This is a genomic window from Tepidimonas ignava (assembly GCF_004342625.1).
Lineage (GTDB): Bacteria > Pseudomonadota > Gammaproteobacteria > Burkholderiales > Burkholderiaceae_C > Tepidimonas > Tepidimonas ignava.
Genome location: NZ_SMAH01000019.1, coordinates 20,118 through 38,386, shown reverse-complemented (window position 1 = coordinate 38,386; position 18,269 = coordinate 20,118). Strand labels below are relative to the sequence as shown.

The window sequence follows — 18,269 nt, the reverse complement described above, 5'->3', positions numbered from 1 at the left end:
TCGAGCGGCTGTTCGCCTCCATCCCGCACGACTGGTACCGTGCCAACCCGATCGCGCAGTACGAGGGCTACTTTGCCAGCGTCTGCTACAGCCACCTGGCCAGCCTCGGGGTGGAGATCATCGCTGAAGATGTCAGCAACGAAGGGCAATGCGACCTCACCGTCAAGCACGCCGGCACCGCGTGGGTGTTCGAATTCAAGGTCGTGGACGGCGAGCAAGGCACGGGCGAGGCGCTGCGGCAGTTGCAGGCCAAGGACTACGCGGCCAAGCACCGCGGCGCGCCGGGCGTGGAGCGTGTGATCGAAGTCGGCGTGGAGTTCAGCCGCACGCGCAGGCAAATCGTGGGGTGGGACGTGCGGCAAGCAGACGGTCGCTGACCCACCGTGCCCTGCGGCTCGCCGGCACAGCCCCCCCTTCCCACTGCCCTTTACGCTTCGCGGCCGCTGCCACACACAGGCTACGATGCCCCCCCGAGGGCACCGTGTCGCGGCCCCCGTGTTCAGGGCATCGCTTCCAGTGCGATGACGCCCGTGGCGGTGTTGGAAATGGGGATGTGGTAATTGCGGTGCACCAGGCGCACGCCGCTGCCGGCTTCGGTGAGCGCCGCGCGCATGGCCAGCCACATCAGCAGCTCGACCCCCTGCGTGCCGGCCAGCTCGACCAGCTCGCGGTCGGAAAACTGCGTGGCCCACTGCGGGTTGGTCTCCATGCTCTGCAGGAATTGCAGGTCGAAGCGTTTGTTGATGAAGCCCGCGCGCTCGCCCTCAAGCTGGTGGCTCAGCCCCCCGGTGCCCATCACGGCCACGCGGCGCGTGTCGTCCCAGCGGCCGATCGCACGGCCCACGGCGCGGCCCAGTTCGTAGACGCGGCGCGCCGTGGGCAGCGGAAACTGCACGGTGTTGATGTGGATGGGCACGATGCGCACCGGCGCCGGCTGCTGATCTGGCCAAAAGAGCTGAAACGGCACCGTGCAGGCGTGATCGACCAACATTTCCTGGCACACGGTCAGGTCGAACTCGGCCGCGGTGAGCTGCTCGACCAGGTGCCATGACAGCTCGGGGCAGCCCGCCAGCGGGGCCGTGGTGGGAATGCCCCACCCCTCGTCCGCGTGGCGGTATTCGGCCGCGGCGCCGATGGCAAAGGCGGGCAGTTTGTCGAGAAAGAAGTTGAGGCCGTGGTCGTTGTAAAACACCACGACCACCTCCGGCTGCACCTGTTGCAACCAGGCGTGGATGGGCGGAAAACCATCGAAAAACGGCTTCCAGTACGGCTCGTGCTGTTTGCCTTTGGCGATGGCGTTGCCAATGGCGGGGATGTGCGAGGTGGCCAAGCCACCGACGATCTGGGCCATGGTGAGGATCCTGAGAAACAAGGGGATGGATGACGCTGGCCGCGGTGGCGGCGTTCAGCACTGCTGGTTGGCTGCGACCAGCTTGGCCTGGAACTCGGCTTTGGTGACGCCGGTTTGCTGCGCGCCGATGTCCTGCATGTCCAGGCCGTAGATGCCAGCCAGTTTGGCCAGGTAGTAGGCGTTGCCGCCCGCGGCCAGCATCGCCAACACCTGGCCGCTGCGCACCGCTTGCTTTTGCGCCTCGGTCAGGCCGTAACGTTGCATGTAGCCTTCGGGGTCGGCGCGAAACGCCTCGCGGTTGGCGGCGTCGTTGAACGAAAAACACATTTTGTTGAGCGCGTAGCCTTGCTGCGCCAGCGCGCCGTCAAACGGCTGCGTGCCGGGGATGGGACGGTGATGGGGTTGGTTCATGGGGCCGGTCTCCTCAGAAACAAACGCGGCGGCGGGGTGGCAGCGGTGCGCCTGCCGTGCCGCTGCGGCAGTGTGGCGCAGGGCTTGCATCGTGTAAACCGATCCGTCAAGATACGATGCATGAATGGATTTGATGAATCGGCGCTGGACCCGCGCGCGTTGCGGCTGCTGCTGGCGGTACTCGAGACGGGGTCCTTCACGCGCGCGGCGCAACACCTGGGTTTGACGCAGTCGGCGGTGAGCCATGGCGTGCAGCGCCTGCGCGAGGTTTTGGGGGATCCGCTGTTCGTCAAAAGCGGACGGGGCATCGTGCCGACCGCGCGGGCGCTCAGCCTGGCTGAGCCCGCGCGCGAGCTGTTGGCGGCGTTGCAGCGGCTGGCGCATGCGCAGGCCTTCGACCCGGCGCGCTGGCAGGCTGAAATCACGATCGCGGCCAACGATTTGCAGCGCGACGTGCTGGTGCCGCCGCTGCTGGCGCGCCTGCGCACAGCCGCCCCCGGGGTGACGCTGCGCATCATCCCCTCGGGCGCCCCCACGCCCGAGCTGCTGCGCGACCGCCACGCGCACCTGTTGTTGACACCGCGGCCGCCGCAGGTGCACGACCTGTTGCAGCGGCGCGTGTTCGTGGACCGCTGGGTGGTGTACCACGACCCCACCCAGCGCCCTGCCCCCACCAACCTGCAGGAGTACCTGGCGGCGGAGCACGCCACCGTGGTCTACGAACCGCGGCGCACGCTGGCGTTGGACGACGCGCTGCTGCGCCGTGGGGTGCAGCGGCGCATTCGCGTCACGGTACCGGGGTTTGCGGGCCTGGGGGCGCTGCTGCGCGGCAGCGACCTGCTGGCCACCGCCCCGGCGCGGCTGGCCCACCACCTGCTGGCGGGGCTGGCGTGGGTGGAGCCGCCGCTGCCCTGCCCGCCCCTGCCCATGTACCTGGTGTGGCACCGCCGCGACCACGACGACCCGGCGCTGCGCTGGCTGCGCGCGCAGCTGGTGGCGGTGGCCGCCGCCGTCACGGACTAAAAACGCTCGGTGTCCACCTCGTCTTCGCCCTGCGCGTTGTAGCGGGCGCCGCTGGGCGCGCCGGGGGCAAAGACAGCATCCAGCTGGGCCAGCACGTCCGCCCCCGGCCGCACGTTGAGCGCGCCCAGGTCTTCGAGCAGGTGCGTCACACGGGTGGTGCCGGGCAGCGCGTGCACGTGCTCACCGCGCGTCAGCACCCACGCCAGCGCCAGCTGCGCCGGCGTGCAGCCCACCGCCTCGGCCAAGGCCACCAACCGCGCGCGCAGGGCCAGGTTGCGCGGCCAGTGCTCGGGGGCGAAGCGCGGCATCGCGCGGCGGATGTCTTGCGCGTGCAACGCCTGGGGGTCGGGAGGGCTGCTGGTGAACACGCCGCGGCCCAGCGGGCTGAACGCCACGAACGCCACCCCCAGCTCGCGGCAGGCGTCCAGCACGGCGATTTCGGGGTTGCGCGTCCACAGCGAATACTCCGACTGCACGGCGGCAATCGGATGCACCGCATGGGCGCGCCGCAGCGTCGCCGCCGACACTTCGCTCAACCCGATGGCGCGAACCTTGCCCGCGCGCACCAAGTCGGCCAGGGCACCGACGCTGTCTTCGATCGGCACGCGTTTGTCCCAGCGGTGCAGGTAGTACAGGTCGATGACGTCGGTGCGCAGGCGCTGCAGCGCTTCGTCGCAGGTGGCCTTGAGGGTGGCCGGCCGCCCATCGATCACACGCACCCGCTTGCCGTCGCCGCGCAGGTCCACGCCGGTCATGCCGCATTTGCTGGCCAGCACGAAGCGGTCGCGGTGCACCCCCAGGTATTTGCCCAGCAGCGTCTCCGACACGCCAAAGCCGTACAGGGCGGCGGTGTCGAAGTGCGTCACGCCGGCGTCCAGCGCCGCCAGCAGCAGCCGCGCGGCGTCGGCCTCGGGCACTGGCTCGCCGTAGGCGTGGCAGATGTTCATGCAGCCCAGCCCGATGGCCGAAACGCTGAACGGCCCCAACCGCCGCTGCGGCAGCGGGGTGGGCGGCGCCTTGAGCAGCGGCCAGGTGACGGGGGCGGCGGGGGGCATGGACGGACCCATGGCTGGCCCCGCGGCGTTAGCGCGGCGCTGGGCCGTTGTCGGCCAGCAACTGCTGCTCCAACTGGTGCAGCACCTGGTAGCACGGCAGCACCTGGGCCACGCTGGCGTTGGGCTCGCGGCCCTCGCGGATCGCGGCAAAGAACTCGCGGTCCTGCAGCTCGATGCCGTTGAGCGACACGTCCACGTCGGACACGTCGATCGGCGTCTCGGGCCCCTTGCTGTGCGACTGCACCAGGTCGTCGTAGCGGGCGATGTAGGTGCCGGTGTCGCCGATGTAGCGGAAGAACGTACCCAGCGGGCCGTCGTTGTTGAACGACAGCGACAGCGTGCAAATCGCCCCGCTGGCCGCCTTGAGCTGGATGCTCATGTCCATCGCGATCTTGAGTTCAGGGTGGTACGGCCCCTGGATGGCGTGCGCCTGCACGATGGGGCTGCGCGTCTGGTACGCGAACAGGTCCACCGTGTGCGCGGCGTGGTGCCACAGCAGGTGGTCGGTCCACGAGCGCGGCTGACCCAACGCGTTCATGTTGGTGCGCCGGAAAAAGTAGGTCTGCACGTCCATTTGCTGGATCGTGTACGCGCCGGCCAGGATGCGGCGGCGCACCCACTGGTGGCTGGGGTTGAAGCGGCGCGTGTGGCCGACCATGGCCACCAGACCCGTCTGGCGCTGCAGCTCGACCACTTCCTCGCCCTCGCGCAGCACGTCGCACAGCGGGATTTCCACCTGCACGTGCTTGCCGGCCTCCAGGCACTGCTTGGCCTGCCGGGCGTGGATTTGGGTGGGGGTGCACAGGATCACCGCGTCCACCTCGCGCATGGCCAGTGCGTCGGCCAGCTCGGTGCTGGTATGCGGGATGCCGTACTTGTCGGCCACCTCGCGGGTTTGGTTGGGCTCGCGCCCGATCAGCGAAACGACTTTGACGTCGGGGATGTTGCGGATGGCGTCGAGGTGTTTTTGGCCAAAGGCCCCCGGCCCGGCCAGGGCGACTTGGATGGTCATGCGGCGTTCTCCAAAATCAGGTGTCCCACGGCGGTGTTGCTCGCCGGAACATGGTAAAAGCGGTGCGCCACGCGCGGCTTGGGTCCGCCGGCCACGTCGGCCATGGCGCCGCGGGCGATCAGCCACATCACGAGCTCGATGCCCTCGGAGCCGGCCTCGCGCACGTATTCGATGTGCGGCACCTCGGCCAAGGCGGCCGGGTCGTCGATCAGGCGGTCCAGGAAGCGGTTGTCCCACTCGCGGTTGATGAGGCCGGCGCGCGGCCCCTGCAGCTGGTGGCTCATGCCGCCGGTGCCCCAAATCTGCACGTTGAGGTCGTCGTCGAAGCTTTCGATCGCGCGGCGGATGGCCTGCCCGAGCGCAAAGCAGCGCCGTCCGCTGGGCACCGGGTACTGCACCACGTTGACGGCGAACGGGATGACCTTGAACGGCCACGCCTGCGGCTGACCGCACATCAGCGACAAGGGCACGGTCAGGCCGTGGTCCACCGCCATCTTGTTGACGATGGTGAGGTCGAAGTCCTCTTGGATGACGCTTTGCGCGATGTGGCTGGCCAGCTCCGGGTGGCCGATCACCGGCGGCACGGGCCGCGGCCCCCAGCCCTCGTCGGCGATGGGGAATTCGGCCGCGGTGCCGATGGCGAAGGTCGGGATCAGCTCCAGGCTGAACGCGGTGGCGTGGTCGTTGTAGACCAGGAACACGACGTCGGGCGTGTGCTCGCGCAGCCACTGCTTGGAAAACTCGTAGCCGGCAAACAGCGGCTGCCAGTACGGCTCGTGGGTTTTGCCCAGGTCGATGGCCGCGCCGATGGCGGGCACGTGGCTGGTGTAGACGGAGGCGGTGATGCGTGCCATGGATGAGGTCTCCCGGGGGTGGTCACAGCAGGCGGCCACTGCCGTGGCCTTGGGGCTGGCGGTGCGGCTGGGCGTCGCCGTCCTCCCCCAGGTGGCGGTTGCCCTCGATCGAGCGTCCCCCGCGCAGCATCATCGCGCGGTACTCCTCTTCGGTCATGCCGGTCATCGAGCCCGCCATCTGCTGAAAACTCTTGCCGTGCGTGGCGCCGAGCTTGGCCAAAAAGTAAATGTTGCCGCCCAGCTGGATGCAGCGGTTGAGGTCGCCGTCGAGCACGGCCTGTTTTTGCTCTTCGGTCATCGGCCACTCGTCCAGGTAGGCGCGGCGGTCGGCCAGGAAGCGCTGGCGGTTTTCGGGCTTCATCAGGCTCATGCAAAACTGGTTGAGCCAGTAGCCCTTGCGCGATTGGTCGGCGTCGAAGATGACGGTGCCGGGAATGTCGGCGTAGGGTTTGTGCAGGGCCATGGGATCAGCCTCCTTGAACCTCGTCGGGCCAGTACAGGCGCATGGGGTTGTCCACGAGCAGCTTGCGCTGCAGCTCGGGCGTGGGTGCGATGTGCGGGATGACGTCCACCAGCAGCCCGTCGTCGGGCATGTGGTCCTTGAGGTTGGGGTGCGGCCAGTCGGTGCCCCACAGCACGCGGTCGGGGAAGGTCTGCACCAGGTGGCGGGCAAACGGGATCACGTCCGCGTAGGGCGGTTGGTTGGGGCCGCAGCGCCCAGGCAGCGCTGGCGGACCGGACACGGACAGTCGCTCGGGGCAGCTGACCTTGGTCCAGATGTTGGGGTGTTCGCGCAACAGCCGCACGAACAGGCCAAACTCGGGGCCATCCAGCGGCTTGCGCACGTCCGGGCGGCCCATGTGATCGACCACCACGACGGTGGGCAGCGCGGTGAAAAAGTCCCACAGCTCGGGCAGGTCCTGTGCCTCGAAGTACACCACGACGTGCCAGCCCAGCGGCGCGATGCGCTGGGCGATCTCCAGCAGCTCGTCCTTGGGCGTGAAGTCCACCAGGCGCTTGACAAAATTGAAGCGCACACCGCGCACGCCGGCGCTGTGCAGCGCTTGCAGTTCGGCGTCGGTGACGCTGCGCCGCACGGTGGCCACGCCACGCGCGCGCCCGCCGCTGGCCACGCAGGCGTCCACCAACGCGCGGTTGTCGGCGCCGTGGCAGGTGGCTTGCACGATGACGTTGCGCGCAAACCCCAGGTGGTCACGCAGCGCAAAGAGCTGCTCCTTGCTGGCGTCGCAGGGGGTGTATTTGCGCTCGGGCGCGTAGGGGAAACGCTCGCCCGGGCCAAAGACGTGGCAGTGGGCGTCCACGGCGCCAGGGGGCAACTGAAAGTGCGGCTGGCTCGGCCCCTCGTACCAGTCGAGCCAGCCGGGCGTTTTGACAAAGCCACCGGTGGTGGGTCGGTCCATCGCAACCCTCCCCCGCTTCAGTCGATGTAGCGCAGGCCCGCCTGGGCCAGCGCCGGGCGCATGTCGTACATGTCCAACCCCAGCACGCCAGCGGCCAGCTTGGCGCGCTTGGCGGCTTCGTTGGCTTCGCGCTTGCGGGCGGCCTCCAGCGTGGCCGCGGCCTTGTCGCGCGGCACCACCACCACGCCGTCGTCGTCGGCCACGATCACGTCGCCAGGGTGCACCAGGGCGCCCGCGCACAGCACCGGGATGTTGACCGAGCCCAGTGTGGCCTTGATCGTGCCTTTGGCGCTGATGCACTTGCTCCACACGGGAAAGCCCATCTCGGTCAGCGTTTTGACGTCGCGCACGCCGGCGTCGATGACCAGCGCGCGCGCGCCGCGCGCCTGAAAGCTGGTGGCCAGCAGGTCGCCGAAGTAGCCGTCGCAGCACTCGGCACTGATGGCGGCCACGACCACGTCGCCGGGCTGGATTTGCTCGGCCACGACGTGCATCATCCAGTTGTCGCCCGGGTGCAGCAGCACCGTGACGGCGGTGCCCGACACCTGCGCGCCCGGGTAAATGGGTCGCATGTAGGGCTTCATCAGGCCGACACGGCCCATGGCTTCGTGCACGGTGGCGCTGCCAAAGGCGGCCAGCGCGTCGGCGACGTCGCGCGGCGCGCGCTCAATGCGGCGGTACACGACACCGAGTTCGTAGTGCATCGGGAGTCCTCCTGCGTCAGTGGGGGTGGGTCACAGGCCGCGCGCCTTGAGCTTGGCGTCCAGGCGCGGGAAGACCCGCCGCGCGTTGGTCTCGAACACCTTGCGGCGGGCCGCCTCGTCCAGGTGCGGCGTGGCCAGCACGTAGCGCTTGGTGTCGTCGTAGTGGTGGCCGGTTTCGGGGTCGATGCCGCGCACCGCGCCGATCATCTCGCTGGCGAACAGGATGTTGTCCACCGGCACGACCTTGGTCAGCAAATCGATGCCCGGCTGGTGGTACACGCAGGTGTCGAAAAACACGTTGCCCAGCAGGTGTTGCTGCAACGGCGGCTTTTTGAGCTCCTGCGCCAGCCCGCGGTAGCGCCCCCAGTGGTACGGCGCGGCGCCGCCCCCGTGCGGGATGATGAAGCGCAGCGTCGGGAAGTCCTTGAACAGATCGCCCTGGATCAACTGCATGAACGCCGTGGTGTCGGCGTTGATGTAGTGCGCGCCGGTGGTGTGAAAGCACGCGTTGCACGAGGTGCTGACGTGCACCATGGCGGGGATGTCGTACTCGACCATGACCTCGTAGATCGGGTACCACCAGCGGTCGGTCAGCGGCGGCTCGCGCCAGTGCCCACCCGAGGGGTCAGGGTTGAGGTTGATGCCGACGAAGCCGTACTGCTCGATGCACTTGCGCAGCTCGGGGATGCAGGTGCGCGGATCCACCCCCGGCGACTGCGGCAGCATCGCCGCGCCAACGAAATGGTCGGGAAACAGTTGCGTGACGCGGTAGACCAGCTCGTTGCAGATCGCGGCCCAGGTGGCCGAGGTGTTGAAGTCGCCGATGTGGTGCGCCATGAAGCTGGCGCGCGGGCTGAAGATGGTCAGGTCACCACCGCGCTCGCGCATCTTGGCGAGCTGGTTGGTCTCGATCGACTCGCGGATCTCGTCGTCGCTGATGCGCAACTCGCTTGGCGACGGCGTCTGGGCCGGGTCGTTGAGGCCGGCGATCTGGCGGTTGCGCCATGCTTCCAGCGCCTTGGGCGCGGTGGTGTAGTGGCCGTGGACGTCGATGACGAGGGGGGGTCTCATGCGGTGCTCCGAGGGGCTGGGTCGATGGGGGGCCGCGCGCTCGTGGTGGTGGCCAACGCAGGGGACATCATCGGGCTGGCTCCATCCCTTGGCGACGCTTGGCCTCGTCGGCCACGGGGGACGCCATGAAGGCCAACACGCGGCGTGCGCTGTCGTCGTGGGGGCTGCGGCACGCCACCGCGCCGGCAAACACGGTCACCAACCCCAGCTCGGGCGGCAGGGTGCCAACCCGCTGGATGCCGGGGATGTGGATCAGCTCGCTGAGCTGCTGGAACCCCAGGTCAACCTCGCCCGACGCCACCAGGCTGCCCACCGGCACCCCCGGTGGCGGCACGACGAGGCGCTGGCGCACGTGCTCGCCCAGCCCCCAGTCGTCGAACAGCCGCTGCAGCGCCTGGCCGCTGGGGCCGGTGGACACGCCGATGCGCGGCGCCGCCAGCACCGCTGCCCGCAGCGCCGCGGCGCTGGTGATGTCTGGCTGGGGCGCCCCCAGCGGCACGGCCACCGCCACCGGCGAGCGCACCAAGTCCACGATGCTGTCACCCTGCACATGCCCTTGCTGCGCCAGCGTTTGCAGCGCATCACGGGCCAAAAACACCAGGTCGAACGCCTCGCCCGCGGCCACGCGGCGCGCGGCGTCGACCCCGCCGACCGACTCGATCATGAGCGGCACGCCCCCGGCGGCCTGCCAGGCCTGGGCCAAGTCGGCCAGCACCAGGCGCGTGGCCATCGAGGAGATGCCGCGCAGGGTCACGGTGGCGGACGTGCCGTCGTGGTCGGTTGGGGTGTGCATGGCGTCGATTGTGCCGAGGGGGCTCGCTGCCGGGTCGGCATCGCTGCACTAGCTGCTATCACGCGCGGTAATGCCTCAGTCTGGGCCGTCCTACAATGGCAGGGGCGCTCGGCCCAGGCTGCGCCGAAGCGCAGCGCCGGCGCTTCCCAACCTGCCGTCCCCACCATGGACCTCAAGCAACTGGAATATTTCGTACGCGTGGCCGAACTGGGCAGCTTCACCCGCGCCGCCCACGCCCTGGGCGTGGTGCAGCCGGCGCTGAGCCGCCAAATCCGCGCGCTGGAGGTGGAGCTGCGCCAGCACCTGCTGGTGCGCAACGGCCGTGGCGCCATCCCGACCGAAGCCGGCAAGGTGCTGCTGGCGCATGCGCGCGGCATCCTGCACCAGGTGCAGCGCGCGCGCGAGGAGCTGGGCCGCGTGCGCGGGGCGCTGGCCGGGCGGGTGGCCATTGGGCTGCCGCCCAGCCTGGCGCGCACGCTGGCGGTGCCCTTGACGCGTGCGTTTCGCCGTGCCCTGCCGCAAGCCACGCTGTCGATCAGCGAAGGGTTGACCGTGGCGATGCTGGACGCGCTCACGCAGGGCCACCTGGACCTGGTGCTGGCCTACAACCCGCCGGGGCTGCCCGACATCACGCTGCAGCCGCTGTTTGACGAGCCGCTGGCGCTGGTGCAGCGGCGCGCGCCCGGCCTGCCCGAGGACCCTCCGCTGCCCATCGCCTTGCACGAGGTGGCGGCGCTGCCGCTGATCATCCCAAGCCGGCCCAACGCGCTGCGCGTGCAGGTCGAAGCCGCGCTGGCCACGTTGGGGCTCAAGCCGCGGGTGGAGCTGGAGATCGACGGGGTGGCGGCGATCCTGGAGCTGGTCGCCGACGGCGTTGGGGTGGCGGTGTTGTCGCCGCACGCGGTGGCCACTTCGCCCCACGCGTCGGAACTGGTCGCGCGCCCGCTGACGCAGCCCGAGCTGCACGCGCACGTGATGTTGGCCAGCAGCGACCGCCGCCCCGCCACGCTGACCCAGCAAGCCACCGCCGACCTGATCCGCACGCTGTGCGCCCAGCGCTACGGGGCGCCACGGGTACCGTCATCGCCCCCGGACCCTGCCGCCGGAGCGACACCGGCGCCGCCCGCGCAGTGCCCAGGCTGACGACGGCGCTCCCGTCACCCGCTGGGTGTGTGCTGCCGCGCCGCCAACAGCGCATCGGCCCACGCGCGCCACGGCGCCGCGGGGGGCAGCGGGGCCAGCGGCGAAGCGGCGCGTTGGTCGGCCATCCAGTCATCCTTGACGGCGATGGCACGCGCCATCGTCGGCTCGAAGCCCGCCTCGGCCACGGTGCGTGCAACCTCGCGCATTTCCTCGGCGCGGCGACGCCCGTGCTGTGCCACGCGCTGGAAAAAGTAGCTGCCCTGCGCTTCCCAGTCGATGCCAGGGAACGTCTCACGCAGCGTGGCCAACATCGCGTCCTCGACACCGTAGTGCCGCGCTGCGGCGTAGCTTTCGATGACCAGGGCCTCCAGCCCCTTGATGAGGATGCTGCGGCACATTTTGGTGGCGCTGGCCACGCCGTAGCGGTCGCTGGCCACCTGCACCTGCATGCCCCAGCCCTGCAACACGGGCGCCAACGCCGCTGCGTGCGGACCGCCCAGCAGCATCGGCACCCGCATCCCATAGGGCGGCACCGAGGTCATCACACCCGCTTCGACGTAGCGCCCCCCGGCCGCCTCGACGGCGGCGGCGGCCTGCTGCTTGGTGCCGGGCGAGGCCGAATTGAGGTCCAGCACCCACGTGCCTGGCCGCAGGTGCGCCGCCAGTTGCTCGGCCGCCGCCAGCGTGTTGGCCGCCGTGACGGCGCTGATGACGAGCTGCGCCTCGGCGCACAGCGCGGCCGGGTCGGCGCACACCACGGCCCCGGCCTGCGTGGCGCGGGCGCGCACGGCTTCGGCCTCGGGGTGACCCGCAGCGAGCTTGGCATCCCAGCCCCCCACCCACGCCAGCCCCTGCTGGGCCAGCCCACGGGCGAAGATGGTCCCCACCTCGCCCAGGCCCATCAGGCCCACGCGACGCGGCGGTGGACTGGACGTTTGTGACGATGCCGACATAGCACCTCCCCTCACTTCCAGCGCAAGGTGTCAGGATGTCAACCGCAGCGCAAACAACGTGATGGCCGGAAACGCCGCCAGGATGGCCGTGCGCACCAGGTCGCTGACGACAAACGGCGCCACCCCCCGGTAGGTGTGGGAGATGGGCACGCCACGCGCCAGGTTGTTGATGACGAACAGGTTCATGCCCACCGGTGGCGTGATCAACCCGACCTCGACCACGATCAGCACCAAGATGCCAAACCAGATGGCCTTTTCGTCCGGCGGCAGGCCGAAGTCCAAGCCCATGATCATCGGGAAAAAGATCGGGATGGTCAGCAGGATCATCGACAGCGAGTCCATCACGCAGCCCAGCAGCAGGTACAGCACCAGGATGATGGTCAGCACCACCCACGGGCTCAGGCCCAGCCCGATGACCCACTGCGCCAGCTCCTGCGGCAGTTGCGACAGCGCCAAAAACGTGTTGTACAACCCCGCGCCCAGCACGATCATGAAAATCATGCCGGTGGCGATGGCCGTGCCGTACACCGACTCGCGCAGCGACTTGAAGGTCAACCCACCCGACAGCCACGCGGCCAGCCCCGTGCCAAACGCGCCCACCGCAGCGCCCTCGGTGGGCGTGAAAATGCCGCTGTAGATGCCGCCCACCACGGCCAAAAAAATCACGATCACGGGCCACGTGTTGACCAGCGCGCGCCAGCGTTCGGCCATCGGGACCGGCTCCATGCGGCCAGCGCTGTCAGGCTTGAGCCGCACGTAAATCGAAACGACGATGATGTAGCCGATGGCGGCCAGAATGCCCGGAATGAACGCGGCCAAAAACAGCTTGGCGATGTTTTGTTCGGTCAGGATGGCGTAGATGACCAGCACCACCGACGGTGGGATCAGGATGCCCAGCGTTCCGCCGGCGGCCAGGCACGCGGTGGACAGCGCCCCGCTGTAGCCGGCACGGCGCAGCTCGGGCAACGCCACCTGGCCCATCGTCGCGGCGGTGGCCAGCGACGAGCCGCAAATGGCCCCAAACCCCGCGCAGGCGCCCACGGCGGCCATGGCCACCCCGCCGCGCCAGTGCCCGATCCAGGCTTCAGCCGCTTTGAACAGCGAGCGCGACAGCCCACCCAGCGCGGCGAACTGCCCCATCAACAAAAACAGCGGCACCACCGACAGGTTGTAGTTGGCAAACGTCGTGTACGTGGCGTGCTTGAGCTGGTTGAGCAGCGGCGCCGGGCTGCCGTAGATGAAATATGCCCCCACGACGCCGCACAAGGCCATCGCCAGGCCAATCGGCACCCGGATGAAGATCAGCCCCAGCAGGACCGGAAACGACCACGCGGCCAATTCGATGCTGGTCATGTCAGTGCCCCCCCGCGTGCTGCACCGGCCAGCCTTCGGGGTAGCGTGCCAGCCCCAAGGTGATCAACGTTTGGGTCAGGTAGGCCAAACAACCGATGACCGCCCCGACCAGCCCTGCGGCATACCCCCACCAAACGGGCATTTGCAGGATGAACGAGGTCTCGAGGTATTCGCGCTTTTCCAGCATGCCGTCCCACAGCTTCCAGGTCAGCACGACCCACAACGCCAGCATCAGCGCATCACACGCGGCCGACACCGCCTTGCGCACCGCCTTGGGCAGGCGGTCGTAGACCAAGTCCACCGTGGCGTGCCCCCCACGCAAATAGGTCCAGGGCAGAAACAAAAACACCGCCACACCGGTGCCGATTTCGACCAGCTCGAAATCACCCGGCACCGGCCCCAGGCCAAGCCCGATCAGCGCCCGTCCGGTGATGCTGGCCACGCTCATCAAGGTCAGCGCCACCAGCACCAACCCACCCACCAGGGCCGACCACTTGGCCAGCCGAAAAACCCAAATCGTCATGCTCGTCGCCGTTCGTGTGTTGTGTCTGCCCCAACGACGCGGGCGCGCAGGGCCACCCGTTGGCCCGAGCTGCGCGCCCGTTGCAGGGGTCGGCCAAAGAGTTTACTTGGCGTCGTGCTGCTTGATCAGCGCACGGGCCTCGCGCAGCAGCGCCGCACCGTCGATGCCCTTGCCCTTGACTTCCTTGACCCAATCATCCTCGACGCTGCTGGCGGTGCGCAGCCAGCGCTGGGTTTCGGCGATATCGAGCTGGGTGATCTTGTTGCCGGCCTTGAGGGCGATGTCGCGGCCGATCTTGTCCGCTTCGTCCATGGCCTTGCCGAAGGCCGCCGACAACGCCGCGCCGCTGTTGGCGTCGATGACTTTTTTCAGGTCGGGCGGCAGCGACTCGTACTTGGCCTTGTTCATCGAAAACGCAAACGCCATCGTGTACAGCGCCCGATCACCGCCAAAGGTGGTGTGGTTCTTGACGATTTCGTGCACGCGCAGCGAGGGGCCGACCTCCCACGGGATCGTGGTGCCATCGATCACCCCTTTGGACAGCGCCTCGGTCACCTGCGGCACCGGCATGCCCACGGGGGTGGCGCCCAGCTTGACCAGCATGTTGTTGACGATGCGCGTGCCGCCACGGATCTTCATGCCGCGCAGGCTCTCCAGCCCCGTGACCGGCTGCTTGGTGTGGATCAGGCCGGGGCCGTGGGTGTGCACCGCCAGCAGCTTGACGTCCTTGAACTCCTCGGCCGCGAACTTGTTGGCAAAGTCCCACGCGGCCTTGGACATCACCTCGGCCGAGCGGTCGTGCGACGGCGCGATGAACGGGATTTCGAACACCTCCATGCGCTGGAAGCGCCCGGGCGTGTAGCCCAGCACGGTCCACGACACGTCCACGACGCCGTCTTTGGTCTGGTCAAACAATTGCGGCGGTGTGCCGCCCAGTTGCATCGACGGGAACACCTGCACCTTGATGCGGCCGCCGGAGTCGGCCTCGACTTTCTTGGCCCAGGGCTCGATGGCCATCTTGGGGATCGAGCCTTGCGCCGGCAAAAAGTGGTGCACGCGCAGCGTCACCTGCTGCGCCCATGCGGCGCCGGCCAGCACGGCGCCGCCCAACGCGACGGACAAGGTGCGCAGGGTCCAGGGGGTCTTCATCGGGGGTCTCCTTCGGGTTGAGGCCAAACGACAGCACACTGATGATTATCTGTACTAACGTGTTGCACAGCCAGGGGGGCAGCGTAGGGGTTTTCCCTAGAGGTCGCACGGCGGCCACCACCGCACCGCCCCACCACACACTGTAGGGTGATGCACGCCGGCGAACCACCGGCATGCCGTCAAGCTGCTATCGCAAAACGGTATGGCTGGCGCTCAGCCAGCCAGCGCGGGCAACACCGTGCCGGTGCACGTGCCAAAGCCGATGCGGGCTGCGCCCGGGGCCTGGCACCAACCGCGCAGCGTCACTTCATCGCCGTCTTCCAAAAAGGTGCGCTGCTCGCCGCTGGGCAACACCAAGGGCTGTTTGCCTCCTTGGGTGAGCTCGATCAGCGCCGCAGCCTGGTGCGGTTCGGGGCCTGAGAGCGTGCCGGTGCCGAGCAGGTCTCCCGGCTGCAGGTTGCACCCCCCCACGGTGTGGTGGGCCACCATCTGCGCCACCGTCCAGTAGGTGTAGCGCAGGTTGGTGGTGGCCACCGTGTGCGCGGGCAGCCCCTGCGCGGCCATACGCGCGCTGCGCAGCTCCACGCTGAGGTGGATGTCCACGCCGCCGGCGCGCCGGTTGGCGTCATCGTCCAGGTAGGGCAACGGCGGCGGGTCACCCGCGGGCCGCTCGAACGGCACGCGGTACGGCGCCAGCGCCTCCCACGTGACCACCCACGGCGAGATGGTGGTGGCGAAGTTTTTGGCCAAAAACGGCCCCAACGGCTGGTACTCCCAGGCCTGGATGTCGCGTGCCGACCAGTCGTTGAGCAGCACGACGCCGAACACGTGGTCTTCGGCCCGCTCGATGGGGATGGGCTCGCCCAAGGGGTTGCCCGGCCCAACGAACACGCCCATTTCCAGCTCGATGTCCAGCCGCCGGCTGGGCGCCAGCACCGGCGCGGCGGCGTCGGGCGCCTTGATCTGGCCGCGCGGGCGCCGAAACGCCTGTGGCGACACGCCGATGCTGGAGCTGCGCCCGTGGTAGCCGATGGGCACCCATTTGTAGTTGGGCAGCAGCGGGTTGTCGGGTCGAAACAGCTTGCCGATGTTGGTGGCGTGGTGCACGGAGGTGTAAAAGTCCGTGTAGTCGCCAATCTGCGCCGGCAGGTCGTACTCGGCGTCGGCCTGGGGCAGCAGACACGGCTCGACGGTGGCGCGCAGCGCGCTGCCCTCGCGCAGCGCCTGCGACAGCGCGCGGCGCAGCGCGCTCCAGTGCGCCGGGCCCAGGCCCATCAGCGCGTTGAGCTTGGGTTGCGCCGCGGCGGCCAGCGCCTCGGCCGCCAGGCCTTCCCACGGGTGCGCGCGGTGCAGCGCGGCCAGGTCGACGATCTGGTCGCCGATGGCCACGCCGCCACGCCAAGGTTCGCCACGGCCGCGGCGGCGAACAATCGCCAGCGGCAGGTTCTGGATCGGAAAGTCGGTGCCCGGCGCCTGTGCCGAGGCAACCCAGCTGCGCAGTGCTGGGTCGTGGGTTTCGTTGACGGTCATCATGCGGTGGGGGTGTAGCGCACGCGTGGCGCCGCGTCAAGCGCGCTGCGCCAGCGTGTTGGCGCGCGCCAGTTGGATGGCCTGGCTCAGCACCTCGCGATCGCCGACGTGGTTGGCCAGGATGAGCACGAGCTTGGCCAGGAACATGTCGGCCTGCTCGTCGTTCATGTCGCGCTGGGCGTCGATCAGCTCCTCGTAAAAGGCGTCGTGATCGACGATGTTGGGCTGTCGCATCAGGGGCATGGTCGGTTTCTCCATCGAGGGCCGCTTGGCGGGCGGCGTCAGGCCAACGCCAGGGCACGGGACAGCGCGGCGCGCACGGCCTGCGCGTCGAAGCGACGCCAGCGGGCCGCCACGTACTGGTCGGGCCGGATCAGGTAGACGGTGCCGGGCTGGCCGTCGTAACGTTCGGTCAGTACGCCCAGACGGTCGTGCACGTCACGGCCAACCTCCAGCACGTCGGCCTGCACGTTGCCCACCCGCACCGGCTCGGCGCCGGCGCCGAAACTCAACAGCACGAAGCCGCGACCGAGCTGCTCCAGCAGCCACCCCGGGCGCCCCTGCACCTCCAGCGGGGCGTCGGCGCAGAACATGCCGGGCACCATGCGGCCCGCGAACGGCTCGCTGTCCGGGGTGTTCAGCGGCGAGCCCTGGTACGGCGTCGGCGTGGACAGACGGCCGCTGTTGACCAGCGGGCGCGCGAACGGCTCGGTGCGCGCCAGCTCCAGCACGGCGTTGCGCAGCCGCAGCGACGCGCGGCTCTTGGGCGTGATGAAGTCGGTCGAGCGCGTCGAGTTGCGGATGTTGTCATCGGCCGCGAGCGCCCGCTCCCAATGGTACGTGTCCAGCAGCGCCTCGGGCGCGTCGCCGGCCAGCACGGCGGCCAGCTTCCAGCTCAGGTTGTCGCAGTCCTGCACGCCGCTGTTGGCGCCACGCGCGCCAAACGGCGACACCTGGTGCGCCGCGTCGCCGGCAAACAGCACGCGGCCGTGGCGGAAGTTGTCGATGCGCCGGCAGGCGAACTGGTACACCGACACCCACTCCAGCTCGAACGGCACATCCGGCCCCAGCATGGCCTGGATGCGCGGGATGACGCGTTCGGGCTTTTTTTCCTCGTTGGGGTCGGCGTCCCAGCCGAGTTGGAAGTCGATGCGCCAGACGTTGTCGCGCTGCTTGTGCAGCAGCACGCTCTGGTTGCGGTGGAACGGCGGGTCGAACCAGAACCAGCGCTCGGTCGGAAAGTCGGCCTTCATCACCACGTCGGCGATGAGGAACCGGTCCTGAAAAAACTGCCCGGTGAAGTCCGCCCCGATCATGCGGCGCACGTCGCTGTGCGCGCCGTCGCAGGCGATGAGCCATTGGGCCTCCATCTTGAAAATGCCGTCCGGTGTTTCCACCGTCAGCACCACGTGGTCGGGCTGTGGCTCCACCGCCAGCACCTTGTGCTTCCAGCGCAGGTCCACCCGTGGTGATGCTTCGCACGCCTGCACCAGCCGCTCTTCCAGGTAGTACTGCTGCAGGTTGATCATCGCCGGCATCTTGTGGTGGTCTTCCGGCAGCAGGTCGAATTGGTACACCAGCTCGTCGCGGAAAAACACCTTGCCCACCTTCCACTGCACGCCCTGCTCCACCAAGGCTTCGCCCAGCCCCAGGCGGTCCCAGATTTCGAGCGGGCGCTTGGCGTAACACACCGCCCGCGAGCCGACGCTGACCGTGTTGTTGTCGTCCAGCACGACGCACGGCACGCCGCGCGCGGCCAGGTCCAGCGCCTGCGTCATGCCCACCGGGCCGGCGCCGACGACGACCACGGGGTGGCGCGTGCGGCGGCCCTCGGCCTGCTCCGGGCTGGGGCGGTACGCGTACTGCGGGTAGGTGTAGGTGTGCAGCATGATGGGGAACCTCCGGGCAAAGCCACCCCCACGC

At 69.0% G+C, this 18,269-nt stretch carries 20 protein-coding genes; 3 read left to right on the top strand and 17 right to left on the bottom strand.

Going from position 1 to position 18,269, the window contains the following annotated elements; all coding sequences use genetic code 11:
- A partial coding sequence (locus EDC36_RS12260; protein ID WP_207895081.1) for a PD-(D/E)XK nuclease domain-containing protein occupies window positions 1-377 on the top strand: 377 nt, incomplete at its 5' end.
- Window positions 378-499: 122 nt separating this feature from the next.
- Here EDC36_RS12260 and EDC36_RS12255 read toward each other — a convergent pair.
- The gene (locus tag EDC36_RS12255) at window positions 500-1,351 is read right to left on the bottom strand and encodes a class III extradiol dioxygenase family protein (protein WP_132963551.1); all 852 of its coding nucleotides are present in this window, start codon (window positions 1,349-1,351) and stop codon (window positions 500-502) included.
- Window positions 1,352-1,405: 54 nt separating this feature from the next.
- Window positions 1,406-1,762 carry a protocatechuate 4,5-dioxygenase subunit alpha gene (locus EDC36_RS12250; RefSeq protein ID WP_132963550.1) on the bottom strand — a complete coding sequence of 119 codons (357 nt, stop codon included), beginning with the start codon at window positions 1,760-1,762 and terminating at the stop codon, window positions 1,406-1,408.
- 120 nt (window positions 1,763-1,882) lie between these two features.
- Between EDC36_RS12250 and EDC36_RS12245 the strand changes: the two genes are divergently transcribed.
- Complete coding sequence (locus tag EDC36_RS12245) at window positions 1,883-2,785, top strand: LysR family transcriptional regulator (RefSeq protein ID WP_132963549.1); 903 nt, start codon at window positions 1,883-1,885, stop codon at window positions 2,783-2,785.
- Here the strand turns inward: EDC36_RS12245 and EDC36_RS12240 are convergent.
- The 8 genes from EDC36_RS12240 to EDC36_RS12205 form a co-directional block, all read right to left on the bottom strand.
- Entirely contained in the window at window positions 2,782-3,786 is a 1,005-nt protein-coding gene (locus EDC36_RS12240; RefSeq protein ID WP_132963555.1) for an aldo/keto reductase, read from the bottom strand. The two genes, EDC36_RS12245 and EDC36_RS12240, sit on opposite strands and share 4 nt — an antisense overlap.
- 82 nt (window positions 3,787-3,868) lie before the next feature.
- Window positions 3,869-4,852, bottom strand: coding sequence for a Gfo/Idh/MocA family oxidoreductase (locus EDC36_RS12235; protein ID WP_132963548.1), 984 nt, complete (start codon window positions 4,850-4,852; stop codon window positions 3,869-3,871).
- On the bottom strand, window positions 4,849-5,706 hold the full coding sequence (locus EDC36_RS12230) for a class III extradiol dioxygenase subunit beta (protein WP_132963547.1): 858 nt from the start codon (window positions 5,704-5,706) through the stop codon (window positions 4,849-4,851). Before EDC36_RS12230 ends, EDC36_RS12235 begins: the two co-directional genes overlap by 4 nt.
- A 22-nt stretch (window positions 5,707-5,728) precedes the next feature.
- Window positions 5,729-6,169 (bottom strand): protocatechuate 4,5-dioxygenase subunit alpha, encoded by a 441-nt coding sequence (ligA, locus tag EDC36_RS12225; protein WP_132963546.1) that lies wholly within the window; start codon window positions 6,167-6,169, stop codon window positions 5,729-5,731.
- Between the two features lie 4 nt (window positions 6,170-6,173).
- Window positions 6,174-7,127 carry an amidohydrolase family protein gene (locus tag EDC36_RS12220; RefSeq protein ID WP_132963545.1) on the bottom strand — a complete coding sequence of 318 codons (954 nt, stop codon included), beginning with the start codon at window positions 7,125-7,127 and terminating at the stop codon, window positions 6,174-6,176.
- A 17-nt stretch (window positions 7,128-7,144) separates the two neighbouring features.
- Complete coding sequence (gene ligK, locus EDC36_RS12215) at window positions 7,145-7,831, bottom strand: 4-carboxy-4-hydroxy-2-oxoadipate aldolase/oxaloacetate decarboxylase (protein ID WP_132963544.1); 687 nt, start codon at window positions 7,829-7,831, stop codon at window positions 7,145-7,147.
- 30 nt (window positions 7,832-7,861) lie between these two features.
- On the bottom strand, window positions 7,862-8,902 hold the full coding sequence (locus EDC36_RS12210) for an amidohydrolase family protein (RefSeq protein ID WP_132963543.1): 1,041 nt from the start codon (window positions 8,900-8,902) through the stop codon (window positions 7,862-7,864).
- Window positions 8,903-8,969: 67 nt separating this feature from the next.
- Complete coding sequence (locus tag EDC36_RS12205) at window positions 8,970-9,695, bottom strand: substrate-binding domain-containing protein (RefSeq protein WP_243646586.1); 726 nt, start codon at window positions 9,693-9,695, stop codon at window positions 8,970-8,972.
- 165 nt (window positions 9,696-9,860) lie between these two features.
- Here EDC36_RS12205 and EDC36_RS12200 point away from each other — a divergent pair, with 165 nt between their 5' ends.
- A complete protein-coding gene (locus EDC36_RS12200; RefSeq protein ID WP_132963542.1) occupies window positions 9,861-10,838 on the top strand; it encodes a LysR family transcriptional regulator in 978 nt (325 codons plus the stop codon).
- A 14-nt stretch (window positions 10,839-10,852) separates the two neighbouring features.
- On the opposite strand, the gene EDC36_RS12195 is transcribed toward EDC36_RS12200, so the two are convergent.
- The 7 genes from EDC36_RS12195 to EDC36_RS12165 all read right to left on the bottom strand — a co-directional run bounded on the left by EDC36_RS12195 (window position 10,853) and on the right by EDC36_RS12165 (window position 18,235).
- A complete protein-coding gene (locus EDC36_RS12195; protein ID WP_132963541.1) occupies window positions 10,853-11,791 on the bottom strand; it encodes an NAD(P)-dependent oxidoreductase in 939 nt (312 codons plus the stop codon).
- Between the two features lie 30 nt (window positions 11,792-11,821).
- Window positions 11,822-13,144, bottom strand: a complete 1,323-nt coding sequence (locus tag EDC36_RS12190; RefSeq protein WP_132963540.1) for a TRAP transporter large permease — start codon at window positions 13,142-13,144, stop codon at window positions 11,822-11,824.
- A 1-nt stretch (window position 13,145) separates the two neighbouring features.
- Window positions 13,146-13,667 carry a TRAP transporter small permease gene (locus EDC36_RS12185; RefSeq protein WP_132963539.1) on the bottom strand — a complete coding sequence of 174 codons (522 nt, stop codon included), beginning with the start codon at window positions 13,665-13,667 and terminating at the stop codon, window positions 13,146-13,148.
- 102 nt (window positions 13,668-13,769) lie between these two features.
- A complete protein-coding gene (locus EDC36_RS12180) occupies window positions 13,770-14,816 on the bottom strand; it encodes a TRAP transporter substrate-binding protein (protein ID WP_132963538.1) in 1,047 nt (348 codons plus the stop codon).
- Window positions 14,817-15,029: 213 nt separating this feature from the next.
- Window positions 15,030-16,346, bottom strand: coding sequence for a fumarylacetoacetase (gene fahA / locus EDC36_RS12175; protein ID WP_132963553.1), 1,317 nt, complete (start codon window positions 16,344-16,346; stop codon window positions 15,030-15,032).
- Window positions 16,347-16,382: 36 nt separating this feature from the next.
- A complete protein-coding gene (locus EDC36_RS12170; protein ID WP_132963537.1) occupies window positions 16,383-16,589 on the bottom strand; it encodes a DUF2783 domain-containing protein in 207 nt (68 codons plus the stop codon).
- Between the two features lie 38 nt (window positions 16,590-16,627).
- Window positions 16,628-18,235: an FAD-dependent oxidoreductase gene (locus EDC36_RS12165; RefSeq protein WP_132963536.1), complete on the bottom strand. Its 1,608-nt coding sequence runs from the start codon at window positions 18,233-18,235 to the stop codon at window positions 16,628-16,630.
- Window positions 18,236-18,269: the final 34 nt, after the last annotated feature.

Bases quoted from the DNA above. Each gene is read 5' to 3' on its own strand.
- EDC36_RS12255 (WP_132963551.1), bottom strand. From the start codon at position 1,351: ATGGCCCAGATCGTCGGTGGCTTGGCCACCTCGCACATCCCCGCCATT.
- EDC36_RS12190 (WP_132963540.1), bottom strand. From the start codon at position 13,144: ATGACCAGCATCGAATTGGCCGCGTGGTCGTTTCCGGTCCTGCTGGGG.
- fahA (WP_132963553.1), bottom strand. From the start codon at position 16,346: ATGACCGTCAACGAAACCCACGACCCAGCACTGCGCAGCTGGGTTGCC.
- EDC36_RS12195 (WP_132963541.1), bottom strand. From the start codon at position 11,791: ATGTCGGCATCGTCACAAACGTCCAGTCCACCGCCGCGTCGCGTGGGC.
- EDC36_RS12205 (WP_243646586.1), bottom strand. From the start codon at position 9,695: ATGCACACCCCAACCGACCACGACGGCACGTCCGCCACCGTGACCCTG.
- EDC36_RS12235 (WP_132963548.1), bottom strand. From the start codon at position 4,852: ATGACCATCCAAGTCGCCCTGGCCGGGCCGGGGGCCTTTGGCCAAAAA.
- EDC36_RS12245 (WP_132963549.1), top strand. From the start codon at position 1,883: ATGAATGGATTTGATGAATCGGCGCTGGACCCGCGCGCGTTGCGGCTG.
- EDC36_RS12210 (WP_132963543.1), bottom strand. From the start codon at position 8,902: ATGAGACCCCCCCTCGTCATCGACGTCCACGGCCACTACACCACCGCG.
- EDC36_RS12180 (WP_132963538.1), bottom strand. From the start codon at position 14,816: ATGAAGACCCCCTGGACCCTGCGCACCTTGTCCGTCGCGTTGGGCGGC.
- ligA (WP_132963546.1), bottom strand. From the start codon at position 6,169: ATGGCCCTGCACAAACCCTACGCCGACATTCCCGGCACCGTCATCTTC.
- EDC36_RS12165 (WP_132963536.1), bottom strand. From the start codon at position 18,235: ATGCTGCACACCTACACCTACCCGCAGTACGCGTACCGCCCCAGCCCG.
- ligK (WP_132963544.1), bottom strand. From the start codon at position 7,831: ATGCACTACGAACTCGGTGTCGTGTACCGCCGCATTGAGCGCGCGCCG.
- EDC36_RS12230 (WP_132963547.1), bottom strand. From the start codon at position 5,706: ATGGCACGCATCACCGCCTCCGTCTACACCAGCCACGTGCCCGCCATC.
- EDC36_RS12200 (WP_132963542.1), top strand. From the start codon at position 9,861: ATGGACCTCAAGCAACTGGAATATTTCGTACGCGTGGCCGAACTGGGC.
- EDC36_RS12220 (WP_132963545.1), bottom strand. From the start codon at position 7,127: ATGGACCGACCCACCACCGGTGGCTTTGTCAAAACGCCCGGCTGGCTC.
- EDC36_RS12250 (WP_132963550.1), bottom strand. From the start codon at position 1,762: ATGAACCAACCCCATCACCGTCCCATCCCCGGCACGCAGCCGTTTGAC.
- EDC36_RS12170 (WP_132963537.1), bottom strand. From the start codon at position 16,589: ATGCCCCTGATGCGACAGCCCAACATCGTCGATCACGACGCCTTTTAC.
- EDC36_RS12185 (WP_132963539.1), bottom strand. From the start codon at position 13,667: ATGACGATTTGGGTTTTTCGGCTGGCCAAGTGGTCGGCCCTGGTGGGT.